Origin of the sequence: Cohnella sp. 56 (assembly GCF_037963805.1) — a bacterium.
Classification (GTDB): domain Bacteria; phylum Bacillota; class Bacilli; order Paenibacillales; family Paenibacillaceae; genus Cohnella.
The window spans coordinates 280,468-295,217 of the sequence record NZ_JAZDQE010000007.1 but is presented as its reverse complement, the minus strand read 5'-3'; the positions used below and the strand labels follow the sequence as shown (position 1 = coordinate 295,217).

Here is a 14,750-nt window from a genome sequence, read left to right as displayed (position 1 = left end):
GTGAAGGGTCGGCTGGATAATGCGCGGCATGCGAAGGACGGCGATCAGAACCCGTAAGGCATGTCAAATAAACGCCTCTCTCGGGCTGAAAACGCCTGGAGCATGCGCTTGTCTGTCAGGCAATCGAGGAAAAGAGCGTAGATGAGAAGGGAACGGGATTAAGCAGGAGCTTGCGCAGCATCACGAGCACGGATGCCATACGGGCGCGATGATAAGCGGGAATCCGGAAAGGCAGAGTGGGTACGGGAAAAATCAAGGCCGCCAAAAGGAACCAAAAGCGACGGCGAGGGGTTCTCAAGCGAGCTTTGGATGCGGTCGCATCCGGCGATCGGGATTGAACATGCGTGTGGAATTCGGTGCCTCTAAGGCCGGAGGCGGCGGATTCGCCGGCGGACTCCACCATGGGCGTAGGCGTGGAGAATACCATGAACATGGCGAACAACAACCAGGAGGCGAGACGAAGAACGGTGTTTTCGCGCTCCAGCTTGATCATGGGCATTCTCCTTTCTCCGGTTAACTTGATCATATTGTAGCACAGTTAATACCCATTGATCAAAACAAAAACGACGATCGATATGACGAAAAGCCCCTTGCGGGGCTTTTCGGGCGACGTTAATCGAAGCTGGACTTCCTTGACGTTCTTGACGTTGCCAGTTCATACCGGCGCTTCGGCACTTGAAGGCTCGCTAACGCGATAACGTGTATTGCAAGACCATGTCTGCGACACAACCCCTCGCTTCCTACTCCGTCTTGGACGTTCCTCCTGCGGGTTGTTGCCTGCAAAGGTTCAACGGAACCACACCTCTCTGTTCGTCGCCGGTAATTAGAATGTCCGGGATCGGATCGCACTATACGCGCCGCTTAAAATTGTTTGACTTTTTTCCACTTGCGGTTGTGGTTCGTCGTCTCCGGGAAGCGCTCGCCCTTCTCCAGCGTCACATGCTTCGGATCCTGGATGTTCATGTGAAAAGCGTCTTCGCTCACTTCCATGTAATGTCCGTTGTTCGGCGCACGGTCGCCCGGCTCGAACTGCGTCTGCTCACCCATCTGATGATCACCTCCCGGACTTAGTGTTGCGGGAAAAACCTTGCGGTATGCGGTCAGATGTGATAAATTATTCAGGTATGCGGTAAAAAGGCATACTCCTTGCTCCTCAGCCGTGGACAGGTTCTACGGTATCGAAGTGGGGGGCCAAAGACCAAAAGGAGGTAACGAAGATGCGCAACTACGAGTTGATGTACATCATTCGTCCGGACGTGGACCAAGAGTCCGTTCAAGCTGTCACGGAGAAATTCCAGGGCATCATCGCGAACGGCGGCGAGATCACGAAGCATGAGGTACAAGGCAAGAAGCGCCTCGCTTACGAGATCAACAAGCACCGCGACGGGACGTATGTGCTGGTTCACTTCACGGCCGAGCCGGCTGTGGTCACCGAACTGGAACGCGTACTCAAGATCACGGACGAAATCATCCGTCACATCGTCGTACGCGATGTCGCTTAAGGCAGTCGCTTAAGTCAGCACAGCACGCAATACCCGGCGGTTAACGCCGTTCAAGTCGTCACTCGCAGGAGGGGACCGAAGATGTTGAACCGTGTTATTCTGATCGGACGCCTAACCAAAGACCCCGAGCTTCGCTACACGCCTGCGGGCGTGGCCGTGGCCCAATTCACGCTGGCTGTAGACCGCCCGTTCTCCCGCGATTCAGGCGGGGGCGAACGCGAACGCGAGGCGGACTTCATCCCGATCGTGACCTGGCGCCAGCTGGCCGAGACGTGCGCGAACTACCTTCGGAAGGGCCGACTGGCCGCCGTCGAGGGGCGCATTCAGGTGCGCAACTACGAGAACAACGAAGGCCGGCGCGTCTATGTCACCGAAGTCATCGCAGACAACGTACGCTTCCTCGAATCGCCGAACCGCGAAGGCGGATCGCAAGGACGGGACGAGTACGGCGGAGGCAATGGCGGTGGCGGCAATAGCGGCGGAGGATACGGCGGTGGTGGTGGCGGCGGCAGCTATGGCGGAGGCAACTCCGGCGGCGGTCGCAGTTCCGGATCCAGAAGCGGCAACAATTCGGATCCATTCGCCGATGACGGCAAGCCGATCGATATATCGGACGATGATCTGCCATTCTAAGACAGGGAAGGACGGTACTATAAATGAGCGAACAACAAGCACCAGCCGCTCGTGAAGAGCGCACCTATACGCCCCGCGAGAACCGCGGACCGGGCGGAGGCGGCGACCGCGAACAACGCGAGCCCCGCAAGTTCCGCCGCGGACGCAACAAGCGCCGCAAAGTCTGCTACTTCACGGTTAACAAGATCACGCACGTCGACTACAAGGACCTGGACCTGCTCCGCAAGTTCATCTCCGAGCGCGGCAAGATCCTGCCCCGCCGTGTGACCGGCACGAAGGCGAAGTATCAGCGCATGCTGACGGTCGCCATCAAGCGCTCCCGCCAAATGGCGCTGCTGCCTTACACGACCGACTGATTTACCTCTATATACAACAAAGCCCTTCGCTCTGCTTAACGTAGAGTGGAGGGTTTTTTACTGTTTATATCGGGTATACTTACTCAAGAGTGGCAAGGTCGTACAATTATAGTTGTGCGACCTATGTACCGTAGATTGCTTGAGATGGAAAATTTCCTATAATTGATTATAGGAAATTAGACTCATTTCGACAACATGTTTTTACATTCCAGCTCTTGCAGACTCTCCTCTATAAAGTCGGTAGCGGATTTTTTGATCTGCTCGACCGTATGCAAATACCGCTGAGTCGTATTGATATGCGTGTGGCCAAGCGTTTCTTGAACCTGCTGCAAGGAAGCGCCCTTCAACAAAGCGAGCGTCGCGCTCGTATGACGTAGCCAATGAGGCGTAGGACTTTTGCCGGGTAACGCCTGGGACGCTTTTTTGATGACGCGCTCAACCTGGCGGGTCGTCATTGGAAACAATCGGGCATCCTTAGACTCGGATTGTGCTGTCGATGGCAGGCTGCAGCCGGTCAAATATTCGGACAGCTGGCGCCATAGCACCGGCGGAACCTTGACATGGCGGTCTTTGCCGCCTTTGCCGGCCACGACGGTCAGCCAGACGCCCGTCTCCGCCTGATCGTAGCGGAAGTGGGAATACTTAATAGACGTCAGCTCCGATACGCGAAGTCCCAGTGTGATCAGACAGAGGCCGATCAGATAGTTGCGCCGGTTCTGGCTTTTTAGCGCATTCAGCAGACTGGTGATCTCGCTGCGGGTCAAGTAATGGTGGCTGCTCGTGACCTTGACCGGCGGCAGCTTGACCGAGCTGGTCGGATTGCGCTGGAACAAGCCGATATTCGGGTCTCCTCCCCATTTATACAGCGACTTGAGCGGCGCGATCAGCGCGGCTACGCTCGCCGGCGCGAGCGGCTTTCCCGTCCGGCTCGCCGATCCCCTCGACAGCCCCAGCTTGTAGGCTTCCAACACTCTCCATGACACCTCGCGCAGCGGGGTATCGCCTATGTACGCTCTGAATTGCATAATTGCGCGCCTGTAGTTTTTTTGCGTATGCGGCGATCTTTCGAACATCGACAGAAAAATCTCGATAACCGAATCATCGTTCAAGTCGGATAAGGAATAGTCATTCTCGGGACCAGCCCATACATCAATCGGCTTTGTTTCCGGACCCATTGTTGTCATCTCCATCTGAACGGTACCTTCCTCCTTACTGTCGCACAACTATAATTGTACGACAAATGTTATCGGTCATGTCGGGAAAGAAGGCAGGTTCTTCGACAAAATTTGTGTACGATTGCAAAAAGGAAAAGGGGCCTACAATATTTAGCTAGTTCGAGAGGATGGGGACAATGTGAGTCGGCGTCTGGTAAGCCGGGAGGCACACGAACAAGGAATGGCTGTCTATTGGATGAACGAGCTGCGGCAGCGTCATCTCGAGACGTATCGGCATTGTATGCGTGTGGCATGGCTTGCGGACATGCTCTCCGATCGGCTCCCGATCAGCCACGAAGAGAAACAATGGCTGATTCGCGGCTGCTTCCTGCATGATGTCGGAAAGCTCCTGATCGCTCCGGAAATATTGAATTCGACGGACCGGCTGACGCGGGAGCAATGGACGATCATGAAGGAGCATCCGGAGATGGGTGCGAGACTGCTCAAGGATGATCCCCTTCCCAGATATGTGCTCGATATCGTCAGATACCATCATGAGCGCTGGGACGGCGGGGGCTACCCCAAGGGATTAAGAACACATATTATTCCATTTGGAGCTCGCGTATGCTGCGTACTCGATGCGTTCGATAGCATGGTGACCGATCGTCCGTATCGCAAGGGCAGAACGACAGACGAAGCGATTGCGGAGCTGTACGCACATGCGGGCACACAGTTTTGCGCCGAGGTCGTCGATCATTTTGCCACGCTGCGGGATGAGCTGCAGTTCAGATAGAGACGGCAGTTGGGCGTGACTATGGAGAGGCTTTTCAGTTAAGAAAGGAAGATGGCGCCGGATGCCCGGGCGCTATCTTTTTTTGGGGACGGCCACTGCAGTAAATTCGAATCGGCGCGCATCGGGCGATACGCCGGCTCCACTTGGTGTCTGGCAGCAAGCGGCAGCGCTCTCGTCATCTGCCTTGGTACGCTTCGGAGACGCATGGTATAATGGGTGAGGATTCTGATGAATCGCGCCAGACGCCAGAGGAGAGGAACACATGAATATCGCGTTTTTCCTCCTGCCGAAGCAGGAGGTCGTATGCCTGCCTTCGAATGCTACGCTGCGCCAGACGCTCGAGCGTATGGAGCGTCACCGCTATACGGCTGTCCCCGTGCTCAGCGAGGACGGGAAGTACGTAGGCACCGTCACCGAAGGCGACCTGCTGTGGTATCTGAAAAACAAGCAAGGGCTATCATTCGAGCAAACCGCTCGCATCCCATTATCCGATGTGCCGCTGCGTCTCTCCAACAGGCCCGTGCAGATCGATGCGAATATGGAGGATTTAATCTCGCTCGCCAAGGGCCAGAACTTCGTGCCGGTGGTGGACGACACGCGGACATTCATCGGCATCGTACGCCGCAGCGATATTATCGATTATTGCGCACGGTCCTTTATGGGTCAGGGCGCGGATGAAAAGAGAGCTATCAGGGAAGCTTAGAAAGTGGAAAAGGATGGAATTGCTGCGAGCAGCTCCGGTCCTAAGCTACTTTGGAGGCTGTCCCATGTTCAAATGGATTACCGCAAAATCAATCGGATATGCGATCGCAGCCGTCACGGCGGCCGCGATCGCAGTCGGCGCCATTACGGGAGGCGGCAGTTCGCACGGGAAATCCGGGCGGACCGCCGCCTCTTTGGCGGGCGCGCAGAAGGCTGCGGCCGGGACTTCGAGTACCGCGACCGGCACGACCGGCAACGGGCGGGTCGCGGATACGACGGCTGCAGACGGCATACAGGCTGCTGCTGTGCCGGCACGGCAGCCGGAGCTGGAGCGTCCGACGGAGGAAGAGCTGGGGCGCCTCTACGATACGGTCATCGTAGGCGGCAGGGTCATCAATCCGGAGACGGGTCTGGATCGCGAAGGGATGAACGTCGCGATCGGCGGCGGCGACATCGCGCTCGTGACGGATCAGCCGGTTCGGGGCCGCCGCACGATCCATGCGGAGGGGCTGGTCGTCGCGCCGGGCTTCATCGACAACCTGTCCTACGATCCCAATCCGCTCGGCGTCTGGAACAAAATTGCCGACGGCGTCACCGCCAATATCGCCATGCACGGCGGCACCGACGCGCCGCGCAAGTGGTACCCGTACTATGAGCGGGCGGGCACACCGCTCCATTATGGCGCATCGTTCTTCTATACGAAGGCGCGCAACAGACAGGGCATCGGCCTGTACACGCCGGCGACGCCCGCACAGATTCGCGCGCTCGAGGCCGAAGCCGAGCAGGCGCTCCAGGACGGCGTGCTCGGCATCTCGTTCAGCCTGGAGTATGTGCCCGGCATCGGAGCCGCCGAGGTGCTGCCGCTCATGCGGCTGGCCTACAAGTACAATGTGCCGGTTTACTTCCATGCCCGGTACTCCGATATGACCGAGCCCGGCACGAATATCGACGCCATGAACGAGATTATCGGCTATGCGCGCGCGACCGGCGCTTCCGTTCACGTCGATCATATCAACAGTACGGGCGGCACCTTTTCGATGAAGCAATCGCTCGACATGCTGGCCCGCGCCCGCGCCGATGGACTGGATATGACCGCCTGCACGTACCCGTACGACTATTGGGGCACCTACCTGAACTCGGCCCGGTTCGACGAAGGCTGGCAGGAGCGGTTCAGAATCACGTACAAGGATCTCCAGATTGCGGGCACGTCGGAGCGGCTGACGGAGACGACGTTCGGCACGTTCAAAAAGGAAGGCAAGCTCGCCGTCGCCTACGCGATTCCCGAGCAGGACATCGAGGACTCGCTCGCCGCGCCCTTCGTCATGATCGGCAGCGATGCGATCCTTGAGCCGGGCAACAACAATCACCCGCGGGCATCGGGCACATTCGCACGGACGATCGGCCTGTACGTGCGGGAGCACCGCGTCGTCCCGCTCATGGACGCCATCGCCAAGATGACGCTCATGCCTGCGCAGCGGCTGGAAAAACAGGCGCCGGCGCTGCGCCGCAAAGGTCGCCTCGCCAAAGGAATGGACGCGGACATCGTCGTGTTCGACTATGCCCGGATCGGCGACCGCTCGACGGTCGAACGGCCTGAGCTGCCGTCCGCGGGCATACGCTACGTGCTGATCGGCGGCCGTGTCGCGCTGGACGGGAATGGGCTGCACAAGACGGTGCGCGTCGGCGAGCCGATTCGCAGCGCGTTCGTGCGCGTACCGAAGGACGGAGCGGGCAAGCTGAGGCTGGAGACGGGCTCTGGTACGCAGGACTATGCCGCGGTCTCCTACCGGGGCGAAGGATACGCGGACGTGCGGATTGTGGAGCCGCTCGGGTATGCGCTGCGCCGGGATGCGCGTACGCATACGCTGGCTGCGGAGGGCGGCGAGTTCAAGGGCGGCAGCGGCCAGCTGCATAGCAGCGTGTCTGGCCGCGCCGCAGGCGCAGCCGCCTGGCAGGGCACGGCGCCGGCGGATGTGCCGCTGCCGGGCGAGCTGATGCTCGAGCGGGGCCGCAGGCTGACATGGCCCGGCGGTGCGGCCGAGCTGCTGTCGATCGGGGAGCGGGATTACATCCCGATGTCCGCGCTTCGGAGGCTGGGGCTCGATGTCCGCGAGGCGGGACCGAACGAGTGGACCGCGCATCCGGGCAGGGACAATTCGGTACCTACGTCCTGAATTGTATCTGAGCAACTCCCGAATATCCTCCCGCACATGTCTCCGGGTGTGCATCCGAACATGCTTCTATTGATTATTTGCTCGCGACGGGCTGCCACCGGATCACATTTGGTTCGGGGCAGCCTTTTGTTTGGAGCGCCGCTCCCCGCCGTCCGACAACCGTTTTTCTCCCTTTTTAACCGTATCCCCTTGGGTCAGGAAAACGAGCAACTCGGGAGGCTGGCTGGCCGCTGTAAGCAAGTTCGGTGGGGACGATGCGCAGGCGCGGTTCAAGAAAATATACGCAGGCGCGAACAGGATGACATCGGCAGGCGCAGTTCAGGGTTATGAGCGAGCTTATCGGTCTTTCCCAGGACAGGAGAGGTCGCGATGAGCAATATCGGAGGAACGGCGGCGGAGACTTCCTTGGCGAGGGGGATACCGTTTTAAAAGGGGCGCGGGATAGAGGCGGAGTCGTAATGCAGGCATGACGGGGCAGGTATGGAGATGGGCGAGGGAGAGGGGAGGTCGAATTCGCGTCTTCGGCAGCCGGCAACCGTCATAATGGAGCGGTGGCGAAGCCGGCACGGAAAGCGCGCAGCCTTAGCGAAGGGGATACCGCTCAAACGGCGGCAGCGCGCCGTTCCTGTCCTCTGCCGCGCCGTCGGCTAGACTAGCAAATGCCATTGCGGGAGCGGCGAGTTTATGTGCTATAATGATGGATACAGCTTTGGCGCTAGGATGACGGGCGCGCAGCCGTCCGACAATGGATTTTCTCGAAGGAGGGACGAGATTTGTCTCAGGTCGATCAGAATCTGGATGTCGCCGGGCGCGCCCGGTCAATCGAATGGCTGAAGAGCGAGGTGCTGGATCAGGTATCCCGTCTGTTCAGGGCCATGTGGGAGGGCAGCACAGCGCGGATCACGGACAGTCTGTCCGGACTCATCGCGAGCGCCTACATTCTGGGACGTCGTCTGGGCGTCTCCTACCGCGATCTCGATCGGGCGGTCGAGGACAAGCTCAGCCGCCTGAAGCAAGAGGGACATCAGCTGGAGGAGCAATACCGCGACCTCTCGGCACTGGAAGAACACATTCGCAAGAGGTGAAATTTGTTGAACACGGCCTTGAAGTCGCTGGCCTGGAGTGCCGTGGCGCTGCTCATGCTGCTCAGCGTCGCTACCCCGCTGAGCGGAATCACGATATTTTTCTTAATGACGCCTATGGTCGTATTGTACACGATGCTGCGCCCGGTTTCTTTTGCCATCCATATCGCCGTGATCGCCGCGGTTGCCTTCATGCTCCTGGGCAGTGCGGGAGCGCTCGCGCTGACTTTCGGATTTTTTTTCCTCGTGCCATCGATCGTGATCGGCCATATGTACAAGAAGCGAATCGCCGCGAAGACCGTCGTTACGGTAGCATTTATTATATTGCTCGCACAGCTTGTGACGGAGCTGACGCTGTTCTCCGTCCAGTACGACATCGACTTCACCGCCCAGCTGGCGTCCTTCCTGGATCAGCAAATACAGGAGCTCCAGGCCAGCAATCTGCTGACCGGGGATTGGACGGGAACGGCTCAGGCATTCGGCGAAGCCGTCGTCAGGCTGCTCCCGATGCTGCTCATGCTCTGTTCGTTCCTGCTGGCGATCATCACGCACGGCATCTCCCGCAGGATGCTGGCCTGGCTGGGCATCGTCGTGCCGGGGCTAGCGCCCATGAGAGACTGGATGCTGCCCAAGAGCACGGTGCTGCTGTATGTGATCGTATGGATTATACAGTTTGCCATGCCCGCCAGCAGCCCGAACTTCTGGGCGGTCGCGTCGGACAACGCGGTGCCCGTGCTGGACTTTTTGTTCCGCATTCAGGCGCTGGGCTTCTTCTTTTACCTGGCCTATCAGAAAAAGTGGTCCAGCGTCGTGCCGATTCTGATCGCGATACCGCTCTTCCTGATTCAGCCTTTGTATTTGATCGGACTGCTGGATACGGCGTTCCCGCTGCGCCGTTATTTTGACAAGAAGTAGGGGAGCGAAGCCAATGCCCAAATTTCTCGTTCAGCGGTGGCACGGCATGCACAATGTCTGGGCGCTTGCTCTCATCTTCCTGCTGACTGTCGCGCTCACTTGGTTCTATTGGCCGCTTGGCATCGTCGCGCTGATCGCGGGCGGCGCCGTCGGCATGTTCTCTCTGCTCGCCGAGCGGGCTTTCCGCAAGGAATGGGACGAATACGTACTGACGCTGTCCTCACGCATTCGGGGCGTAGGGACCGAGGTTGTCGGCGGCCTGCCATTCGGACTTATTTTGTACAATGAGGATAAAGAGGTCGAGTGGCACAACGGCTTCATCTCGAAGATCATGGAGCGCACGTCGGCTGTGGGCATGCCACTCGCGGAGCTGTTCCCGGGCATCCAGCAAGCCAAGGAAAAGGACAAGACGCTCGGGCGCTGGGAGACGACGCTGAACGGGCGCGTATACGAGCTGATGTTCCGCCCGACGGAGCGCATGCTGTTCGTCAATGACGTGACGGAGCATTGGACGCTCGCGAAGAAGTATGAGGACGAGAAGCTCGCCATCGGCATCGTCATGATGGACAATCTCGAAGAGGTCGCCCAGGGCATGGACGAGCAGCAGCGGGCGCTCATGCTGTCCAAGGTCACGGGCGAGATCAACGAGTGGGCGCAAAAGTACGGCCTGTTCCTGCGCAGGCTCTCCTCGGACCGCTATATGGTCATCGCGAATCAGGCGGCGCTCAAGCTGCTGGAGCAATCGCGGTTCGAGCTGCTCGACGAGGTGCGCGAGATCACGATGAACCTCAAGCTGCCGATGACGCTGTCGATCGGCTTCGCCTCGGGCGCGGACAATATCGCCGAGCTCGGCCAGCTGGCGCAGGGCAGCCTCGATATCGCGCTCGGCCGGGGCGGGGACCAGGCGGTCGTCAAGTTCGGCCAGCGGCAGAGCTTCTACGGCGGCAAGAGCAACGCGGTGGAAAAGCGCACCCGCGTGCGGGCCCGCGTCATCGCGCATGCGCTGCGCGACCTGATGAAGGAGAGCGACCATATCATCATCATGGGGCACCGAATGCCAGATATGGACTCGATCGGCGCGGCGATCGGGGTGCTCAAGGCTGCGCAGCAGATCGGCAAGGAAGCGTTCATCGTGCTCGAGGGCGTCAATCCGGCGATCCAGAAGATGATGCACATGATCAAGGAAGACGACAAGCTGATCCGCCGCTTCATCACGCCCGAGCAGGCGTCCCAGCTGACCGGCAAGCGCTCGCTCGCCGTCGTCGTGGATACGCACAGGGCGTCGATGGTCGCGGAGCCGAGGCTGCTCCAGCAGACCGACCGGATCGTCATCATCGACCACCACAGGCGCAGCGAGGAGTTCATCGAGGACGCGGTGCTCGTCTACATGGAGCCGTACGCGTCGTCCACATGCGAGCTGGTAACCGAGCTGCTGCAATACGTTCACGAGCGGATCACGCTGGACGTACGCGAGGCGACGGCGCTGCTCGCCGGCATCACCGTAGATACCAAGAGCTTCGCGATGCGCACGGGCTCGCGGACGTTCGAGGCGGCTTCGTTCCTCCGCCGCAACGGCGCCGATCCGGCGCTCATTCAGAAGATGCTGAAGGAAGACCTCGAGGAATACATCAAAAAGGCGGAAATCATCCGGGGCGCGGAGGTGTTCCTGGACTATATCGCGATCGCGGTGGCCGATCCGGGGAAGCCGGTGCCGCAGCTGCTCATCGCGCAGTCCGCGGACACGCTGCTCAACATGACGGGCATCAAGGCGTCGTTTGTCGTCGCCCAGCGGCCGGACGGCACGGTCGGCGTCAGCGCCCGCTCGCTCGGGCAGATGAACGTGCAGGTCGTCATGGAGCGGCTCGGCGGAGGCGGCCATCTGACGAACGCGGCCTGCCAGCTCCAGGGTACCGTCCAAGAAGTCGCAGCGAAGCTTAAGCAAGTGTTGAACGATATTAACGGGGAAGAGGGGTTGTTCGAATGAAGGTTATTTTTCTCCAGGACGTGAAGGGTCAAGGCAAGAAGGGTCAGGTTAAAGAGGTGTCCGAGGGCTACGCTCGCAACTTCCTGCTGCCCAAGGGTTATGTGCAGATCGCGACCGACGGCGCCAAGAAGACGCTCGATCAGATCCAGGCGGCCGCCGACAAGAAGAAGGCTCAGGAGAAGGAAGACGCGAAGGCGCTGGCGGTCAAGCTCGGCGAGATGACCATCGTCATCAAGGCGAAGGCCGGAGAGGGCGGGCGCTTGTTCGGCGCAATCACGAGCAAGCAGATCGCCGAGGCGCTCGAGAAGCAGAAGATCACGATCGACAAGCGCAAGATCGAGCTCGACGAGCCGATCCGCACACTCGGCGTGACGCAGGTGCCGCTGAAGCTGTACCAGGACGTCAAGGGCACGCTGAACGTACAGGTCACGGAGGAATGACGCCATGAGCGATCGGGGCGATCAAATGACGTTCGATCGCGTACCGCCCCAGAATCTCGAAGCGGAGCAGGCGGTACTCGGCGCGATTCTGCTGGAGGCCGAAGCGCTCATCACGGCGATGGAGCGGCTGCACACCGAAGACTTTTACAGCGTCGCCCATCAGCGGATCTTCGAGGCGATGGTCGATCTGAACGAAGACAACCAGCCGATGGACCTCATCACGCTGACCGCGACGCTGCGCGACCGCGGCCAGCTTGAGGAGGTCGGCAGCGTCTCGTATCTCGCGAAGCTGGCGAGTGCCGTACCGACGGCTGCGAATGTGGAATACTACGCGCAGATCGTCGAGGAGAAGGCGATGCTGCGGCGGCTCATCCGCACGGCGACCCAGATCGTCTCGAGCGGCTACGCCTCCGAGGACGACGTCGGCGCGCTGCTGAACGACGCCGAGGCGCGCATCATGGAGCTGTCCAACCGGCGCGCCGCGCACGGCTTCATCAGCATCCGCGACGTGCTCATGGACGTATTCGAGCGCGTCGAATTCCTGTTCAACCACAAGGGCGGCGTCACGGGCATCCCGAGCGGATTCGTCGATCTGGACAAGATGACGTCCGGCTTCCAGCGCAACGACCTCATCATCGTCGCTGCCCGTCCTTCCGTCGGCAAGACCGCCTTCGCGCTCAATATCGCCCAGAACGTGGCGGTGCGCGCGCAGGAGACGGTCGCGATCTTCAGTCTTGAGATGTCGGCCGCGCAGCTCGTCCAGCGGATGATCTGTGCGGAGTCCAACGTGGATGCGGGCCGCATGCGGACCGGCTTCCTCGAGGGGGACGACTGGGAGAAGCTGTCGATGGCGATCGGCTCCCTCTCGGAGGCCCAAGTATATATCGACGATACGCCGGGCATTACTGTAGCGGAGCTGCGGGCCAAGTGTCGTCGTCTCAAAAAGGAAAAAGGCCTCGGCATGATCCTGATCGACTACTTGCAGCTGATCCAGGGCCGCGGCAAAGCCGGGGAGAACCGGCAGCAGGAGGTCTCCGAGATCTCGCGTACGCTCAAGCAGATCGCCCGTGAGCTCGAGGTGCCGGTCATCGCGCTGTCGCAGCTGTCGCGGGGCGTCGAGCAGCGTCAGGACAAGCGGCCGATGATGTCCGACCTTCGGGAGTCGGGCTCGATCGAGCAGGACGCCGACATCGTCGCGTTCCTGTATCGGGACGATTACTACAACCACGATACCGAGAAGAAGAACATCATCGAGATCATCATCGCCAAGCAGCGGAACGGACCCGTCGGCACCGTCGAGCTCGTCTTCCTGAAGAACTTCAACAAGTTCGTCAGTCTGGACCGGGCGCACGGAGAAGCGATGGTCGGGAGCGCTTCCTAATAACGAAAATCCGAACATTTCCGAACGATCATGGGGACCCATCTCCGATCGTTCGGCTTTTTTATTTGACTTGCACGCTTTAGCTTGCTAAACTAGACAATGCCGCGATAGCGGCCATTTGCCGTCCATCGGGGGAGAGTACGCTTCCCGGTGCGTTGTCGCGTGCGCCCGAAGCCGGCGCCCTCGGCATCTACACGTCCGTGCGGGCGGCATCGATCATGCCGGCTGGCCAAGCGCCGATACGCCGGATGGAGGGATTGCATTGTCTACAGTAGTTGTTGTAGGAACGCAGTGGGGAGACGAAGGCAAGGGCAAGATCACGGACTTCCTGGCGGAAAAGGCAGACGTCGTCGCTCGCTATCAAGGGGGCAACAATGCCGGACATACGATCCTCATTCAAAACAAAAAGTATAAGCTGACCATGATTCCTTCGGGCATTTTCAACGAAAATAAGGTATGCGTCATCGGCAACGGCATGGTCATCAATCCGGCTGCGCTGGTGGAGGAGCTCCAATATATCCGTGACAACGGCTTCAGCACGGACAACCTGCGCATCAGCGACCGCGCGCATGTCATCATGCCTTACCATCTCGTCCTCGACGCGCTCGAGGAAGACCGCAAGGCCGACAACAAGATCGGCACGACACGCAAAGGCATCGGCCCGTGCTATATGGACAAGGCTGCGCGCAACGGCATCCGGATCGCCGACCTGATGGACCCGGAGGAGTTCACTGCGAAGGCAAAGCGCCTCGTAGCGGAGAAAAATCAAATGATCCAGCAGGTGTACGGCGGCGAGACGCTGAACGCTGACGAGATCATCGCGGACTATCTGAAGCTTGCCGAGGAGCTGCGCCCGCTCGTCACCGACACGTCCGTCGTGCTGAACGATGCGATCGACGCCGGCAGCAAGGTGCTGTTCGAGGGCGCCCAGGGCGTCATGCTCGACATCGACCAGGGCACGTATCCGTTCGTGACCAGCTCGAATCCGTCCGCGGGCGGCGTCTGCATCGGCTCGGGCGTCGGCCCTTCGAAGATCCGGCAGGTCATCGGCGTCGCCAAGGCCTATACGACGCGCGTCGGCGACGGTCCGTTCCCGACCGAGCTGCATGACGACCTCGGTCAGTGGATCCGCGACAAGGGCCACGAGTACGGCACCGTCACGGGCCGTCCGCGCCGTGTCGGCTGGTTCGACAGCGTCGTCGTCCGCCATGCCCGCCGCGTGAGCGGCATCACCGGCCTGTCGCTCAACTCGCTCGACGTGCTGAGCGGCCTCGATAAGGTGAAGATCTGCACCGCCTACAACTACCGCGGCCAGCTGATCGAGCACTACCCGGCCAACCTCAAGATGCTGGCCGAGTGCGAGGCCGTCTACGAGGAGCTGCCGGGCTGGAGCGAGGACATCACCGGCGCCAAGACGCTGGCCGACCTGCCGGAGAATACCCGCCGCTACGTGCAGCGCGTCTCCGAGCTGACGGGCATCCCGATCGCGATCTTCTCCGTCGGCCGCAACCGCGAGCAGACGAACCAGGTAGCGGACATTTACGTTTAAAACGAATGTACGCCTAGCTTGCCTATACGCCTTTCTGCGCATCCCGAATCGGGTGCCGCAGAAAGGCGTTTTTTGTTGCGCTTAA

15 protein-coding genes are annotated in these 14,750 nt (G+C 60.0%); 12 read left to right on the top strand and 3 right to left on the bottom strand.

The window, feature by feature from the left end; all coding sequences use genetic code 11:
- Positions 1–115: 115 nt before the first annotated feature.
- Together VQ071_RS15000 and VQ071_RS14995 are read right to left on the bottom strand one after the other, a co-directional pair.
- Positions 116–493 (bottom strand): hypothetical protein, encoded by a 378-nt coding sequence (locus VQ071_RS15000; RefSeq protein ID WP_340514865.1) that lies wholly within the window; start codon positions 491–493, stop codon positions 116–118.
- A gap of 368 nt (positions 494–861) precedes the next feature.
- Positions 862–1,047 carry a YjzC family protein gene (locus VQ071_RS14995; protein WP_340514864.1) on the bottom strand — a complete coding sequence of 62 codons (186 nt, stop codon included), beginning with the start codon at positions 1,045–1,047 and terminating at the stop codon, positions 862–864.
- Between the two features lie 170 nt (positions 1,048–1,217).
- Between VQ071_RS14995 and rpsF the strand changes: the two genes are divergently transcribed.
- The 3 genes from rpsF to rpsR all read left to right on the top strand — a co-directional run bounded on the left by rpsF (position 1,218) and on the right by rpsR (position 2,491).
- Positions 1,218–1,502 (top strand): 30S ribosomal protein S6, encoded by a 285-nt coding sequence (gene rpsF, locus VQ071_RS14990; protein ID WP_340514863.1) that lies wholly within the window; start codon positions 1,218–1,220, stop codon positions 1,500–1,502.
- An 81-nt stretch (positions 1,503–1,583) separates the two neighbouring features.
- Positions 1,584–2,135, top strand: coding sequence for a single-stranded DNA-binding protein (gene ssb, locus VQ071_RS14985; protein WP_340514862.1), 552 nt, complete (start codon positions 1,584–1,586; stop codon positions 2,133–2,135).
- 23 nt (positions 2,136–2,158) lie between these two features.
- Positions 2,159–2,491 (top strand): 30S ribosomal protein S18, encoded by a 333-nt coding sequence (gene rpsR / locus VQ071_RS14980; RefSeq protein WP_217596509.1) that lies wholly within the window; start codon positions 2,159–2,161, stop codon positions 2,489–2,491.
- Positions 2,492–2,673: 182 nt separating this feature from the next.
- Here rpsR and VQ071_RS14975 read toward each other — a convergent pair whose 3' ends face one another.
- The gene (locus tag VQ071_RS14975; RefSeq protein ID WP_340514859.1) at positions 2,674–3,516 is read right to left on the bottom strand and encodes a tyrosine-type recombinase/integrase; all 843 of its coding nucleotides are present in this window, start codon (positions 3,514–3,516) and stop codon (positions 2,674–2,676) included.
- Positions 3,517–3,886: 370 nt separating this feature from the next.
- On the opposite strand from VQ071_RS14975, the gene VQ071_RS14970 reads away from it, so the two are divergent.
- The 9 genes from VQ071_RS14970 (at position 3,887) to VQ071_RS14930 (ending at position 14,665) form a co-directional block, all read left to right on the top strand.
- Complete coding sequence (locus VQ071_RS14970) at positions 3,887–4,438, top strand: HD-GYP domain-containing protein (RefSeq protein WP_340514858.1); 552 nt, start codon at positions 3,887–3,889, stop codon at positions 4,436–4,438.
- A gap of 262 nt (positions 4,439–4,700) precedes the next feature.
- Positions 4,701–5,141: a CBS domain-containing protein gene (locus VQ071_RS14965; protein WP_340514857.1), complete on the top strand. Its 441-nt coding sequence runs from the start codon at positions 4,701–4,703 to the stop codon at positions 5,139–5,141.
- Positions 5,142–5,205: 64 nt separating this feature from the next.
- Complete coding sequence (locus VQ071_RS14960; RefSeq protein WP_340514856.1) at positions 5,206–7,314, top strand: amidohydrolase family protein; 2,109 nt, start codon at positions 5,206–5,208, stop codon at positions 7,312–7,314.
- A gap of 773 nt (positions 7,315–8,087) precedes the next feature.
- Positions 8,088–8,399 (top strand): MazG-like family protein, encoded by a 312-nt coding sequence (locus VQ071_RS14955; protein ID WP_340514855.1) that lies wholly within the window; start codon positions 8,088–8,090, stop codon positions 8,397–8,399.
- Positions 8,400–8,405: 6 nt separating this feature from the next.
- Positions 8,406–9,311 carry a DUF2232 domain-containing protein gene (locus tag VQ071_RS14950; RefSeq protein WP_340514854.1) on the top strand — a complete coding sequence of 302 codons (906 nt, stop codon included), beginning with the start codon at positions 8,406–8,408 and terminating at the stop codon, positions 9,309–9,311.
- A 13-nt stretch (positions 9,312–9,324) separates the two neighbouring features.
- On the top strand, positions 9,325–11,295 hold the full coding sequence (locus VQ071_RS14945) for a DHH family phosphoesterase (RefSeq protein ID WP_340514853.1): 1,971 nt from the start codon (positions 9,325–9,327) through the stop codon (positions 11,293–11,295).
- A complete protein-coding gene (rplI, locus tag VQ071_RS14940) occupies positions 11,292–11,735 on the top strand; it encodes a 50S ribosomal protein L9 (RefSeq protein ID WP_340514852.1) in 444 nt (147 codons plus the stop codon). Before VQ071_RS14945 ends, rplI begins: the two co-directional genes overlap by 4 nt.
- Positions 11,736–11,739: 4 nt before the next feature.
- Positions 11,740–13,116, top strand: coding sequence for a replicative DNA helicase (gene dnaB, locus VQ071_RS14935; protein WP_340514851.1), 1,377 nt, complete (start codon positions 11,740–11,742; stop codon positions 13,114–13,116).
- A 262-nt stretch (positions 13,117–13,378) separates the two neighbouring features.
- Positions 13,379–14,665, top strand: a complete 1,287-nt coding sequence (locus VQ071_RS14930) for an adenylosuccinate synthase (protein WP_340514850.1) — start codon at positions 13,379–13,381, stop codon at positions 14,663–14,665.
- Positions 14,666–14,750: the final 85 nt, after the last annotated feature.

What these genes read in the sequence shown, in the direction of transcription:
- VQ071_RS15000 (WP_340514865.1), bottom strand. Translation starts at nt 493, where the DNA reads ATGATCAAGCTGGAGCGCGAAAACACCGTTCTTCGTCTCGCCTCCTGG.
- VQ071_RS14995 (WP_340514864.1), bottom strand. Translation starts at nt 1,047, where the DNA reads ATGGGTGAGCAGACGCAGTTCGAGCCGGGCGACCGTGCGCCGAACAAC.
- rpsF (WP_340514863.1), top strand. Translation starts at nt 1,218, where the DNA reads ATGCGCAACTACGAGTTGATGTACATCATTCGTCCGGACGTGGACCAA.
- ssb (WP_340514862.1), top strand. Translation starts at nt 1,584, where the DNA reads ATGTTGAACCGTGTTATTCTGATCGGACGCCTAACCAAAGACCCCGAG.
- rpsR (WP_217596509.1), top strand. Translation starts at nt 2,159, where the DNA reads ATGAGCGAACAACAAGCACCAGCCGCTCGTGAAGAGCGCACCTATACG.
- VQ071_RS14975 (WP_340514859.1), bottom strand. Translation starts at nt 3,516, where the DNA reads ATGCAATTCAGAGCGTACATAGGCGATACCCCGCTGCGCGAGGTGTCA.
- VQ071_RS14970 (WP_340514858.1), top strand. Translation starts at nt 3,887, where the DNA reads ATGGCTGTCTATTGGATGAACGAGCTGCGGCAGCGTCATCTCGAGACG.
- VQ071_RS14965 (WP_340514857.1), top strand. Translation starts at nt 4,701, where the DNA reads ATGAATATCGCGTTTTTCCTCCTGCCGAAGCAGGAGGTCGTATGCCTG.
- VQ071_RS14960 (WP_340514856.1), top strand. Translation starts at nt 5,206, where the DNA reads ATGTTCAAATGGATTACCGCAAAATCAATCGGATATGCGATCGCAGCC.
- VQ071_RS14945 (WP_340514853.1), top strand. Translation starts at nt 9,325, where the DNA reads ATGCCCAAATTTCTCGTTCAGCGGTGGCACGGCATGCACAATGTCTGG.
- rplI (WP_340514852.1), top strand. Translation starts at nt 11,292, where the DNA reads ATGAAGGTTATTTTTCTCCAGGACGTGAAGGGTCAAGGCAAGAAGGGT.
- dnaB (WP_340514851.1), top strand. Translation starts at nt 11,740, where the DNA reads ATGAGCGATCGGGGCGATCAAATGACGTTCGATCGCGTACCGCCCCAG.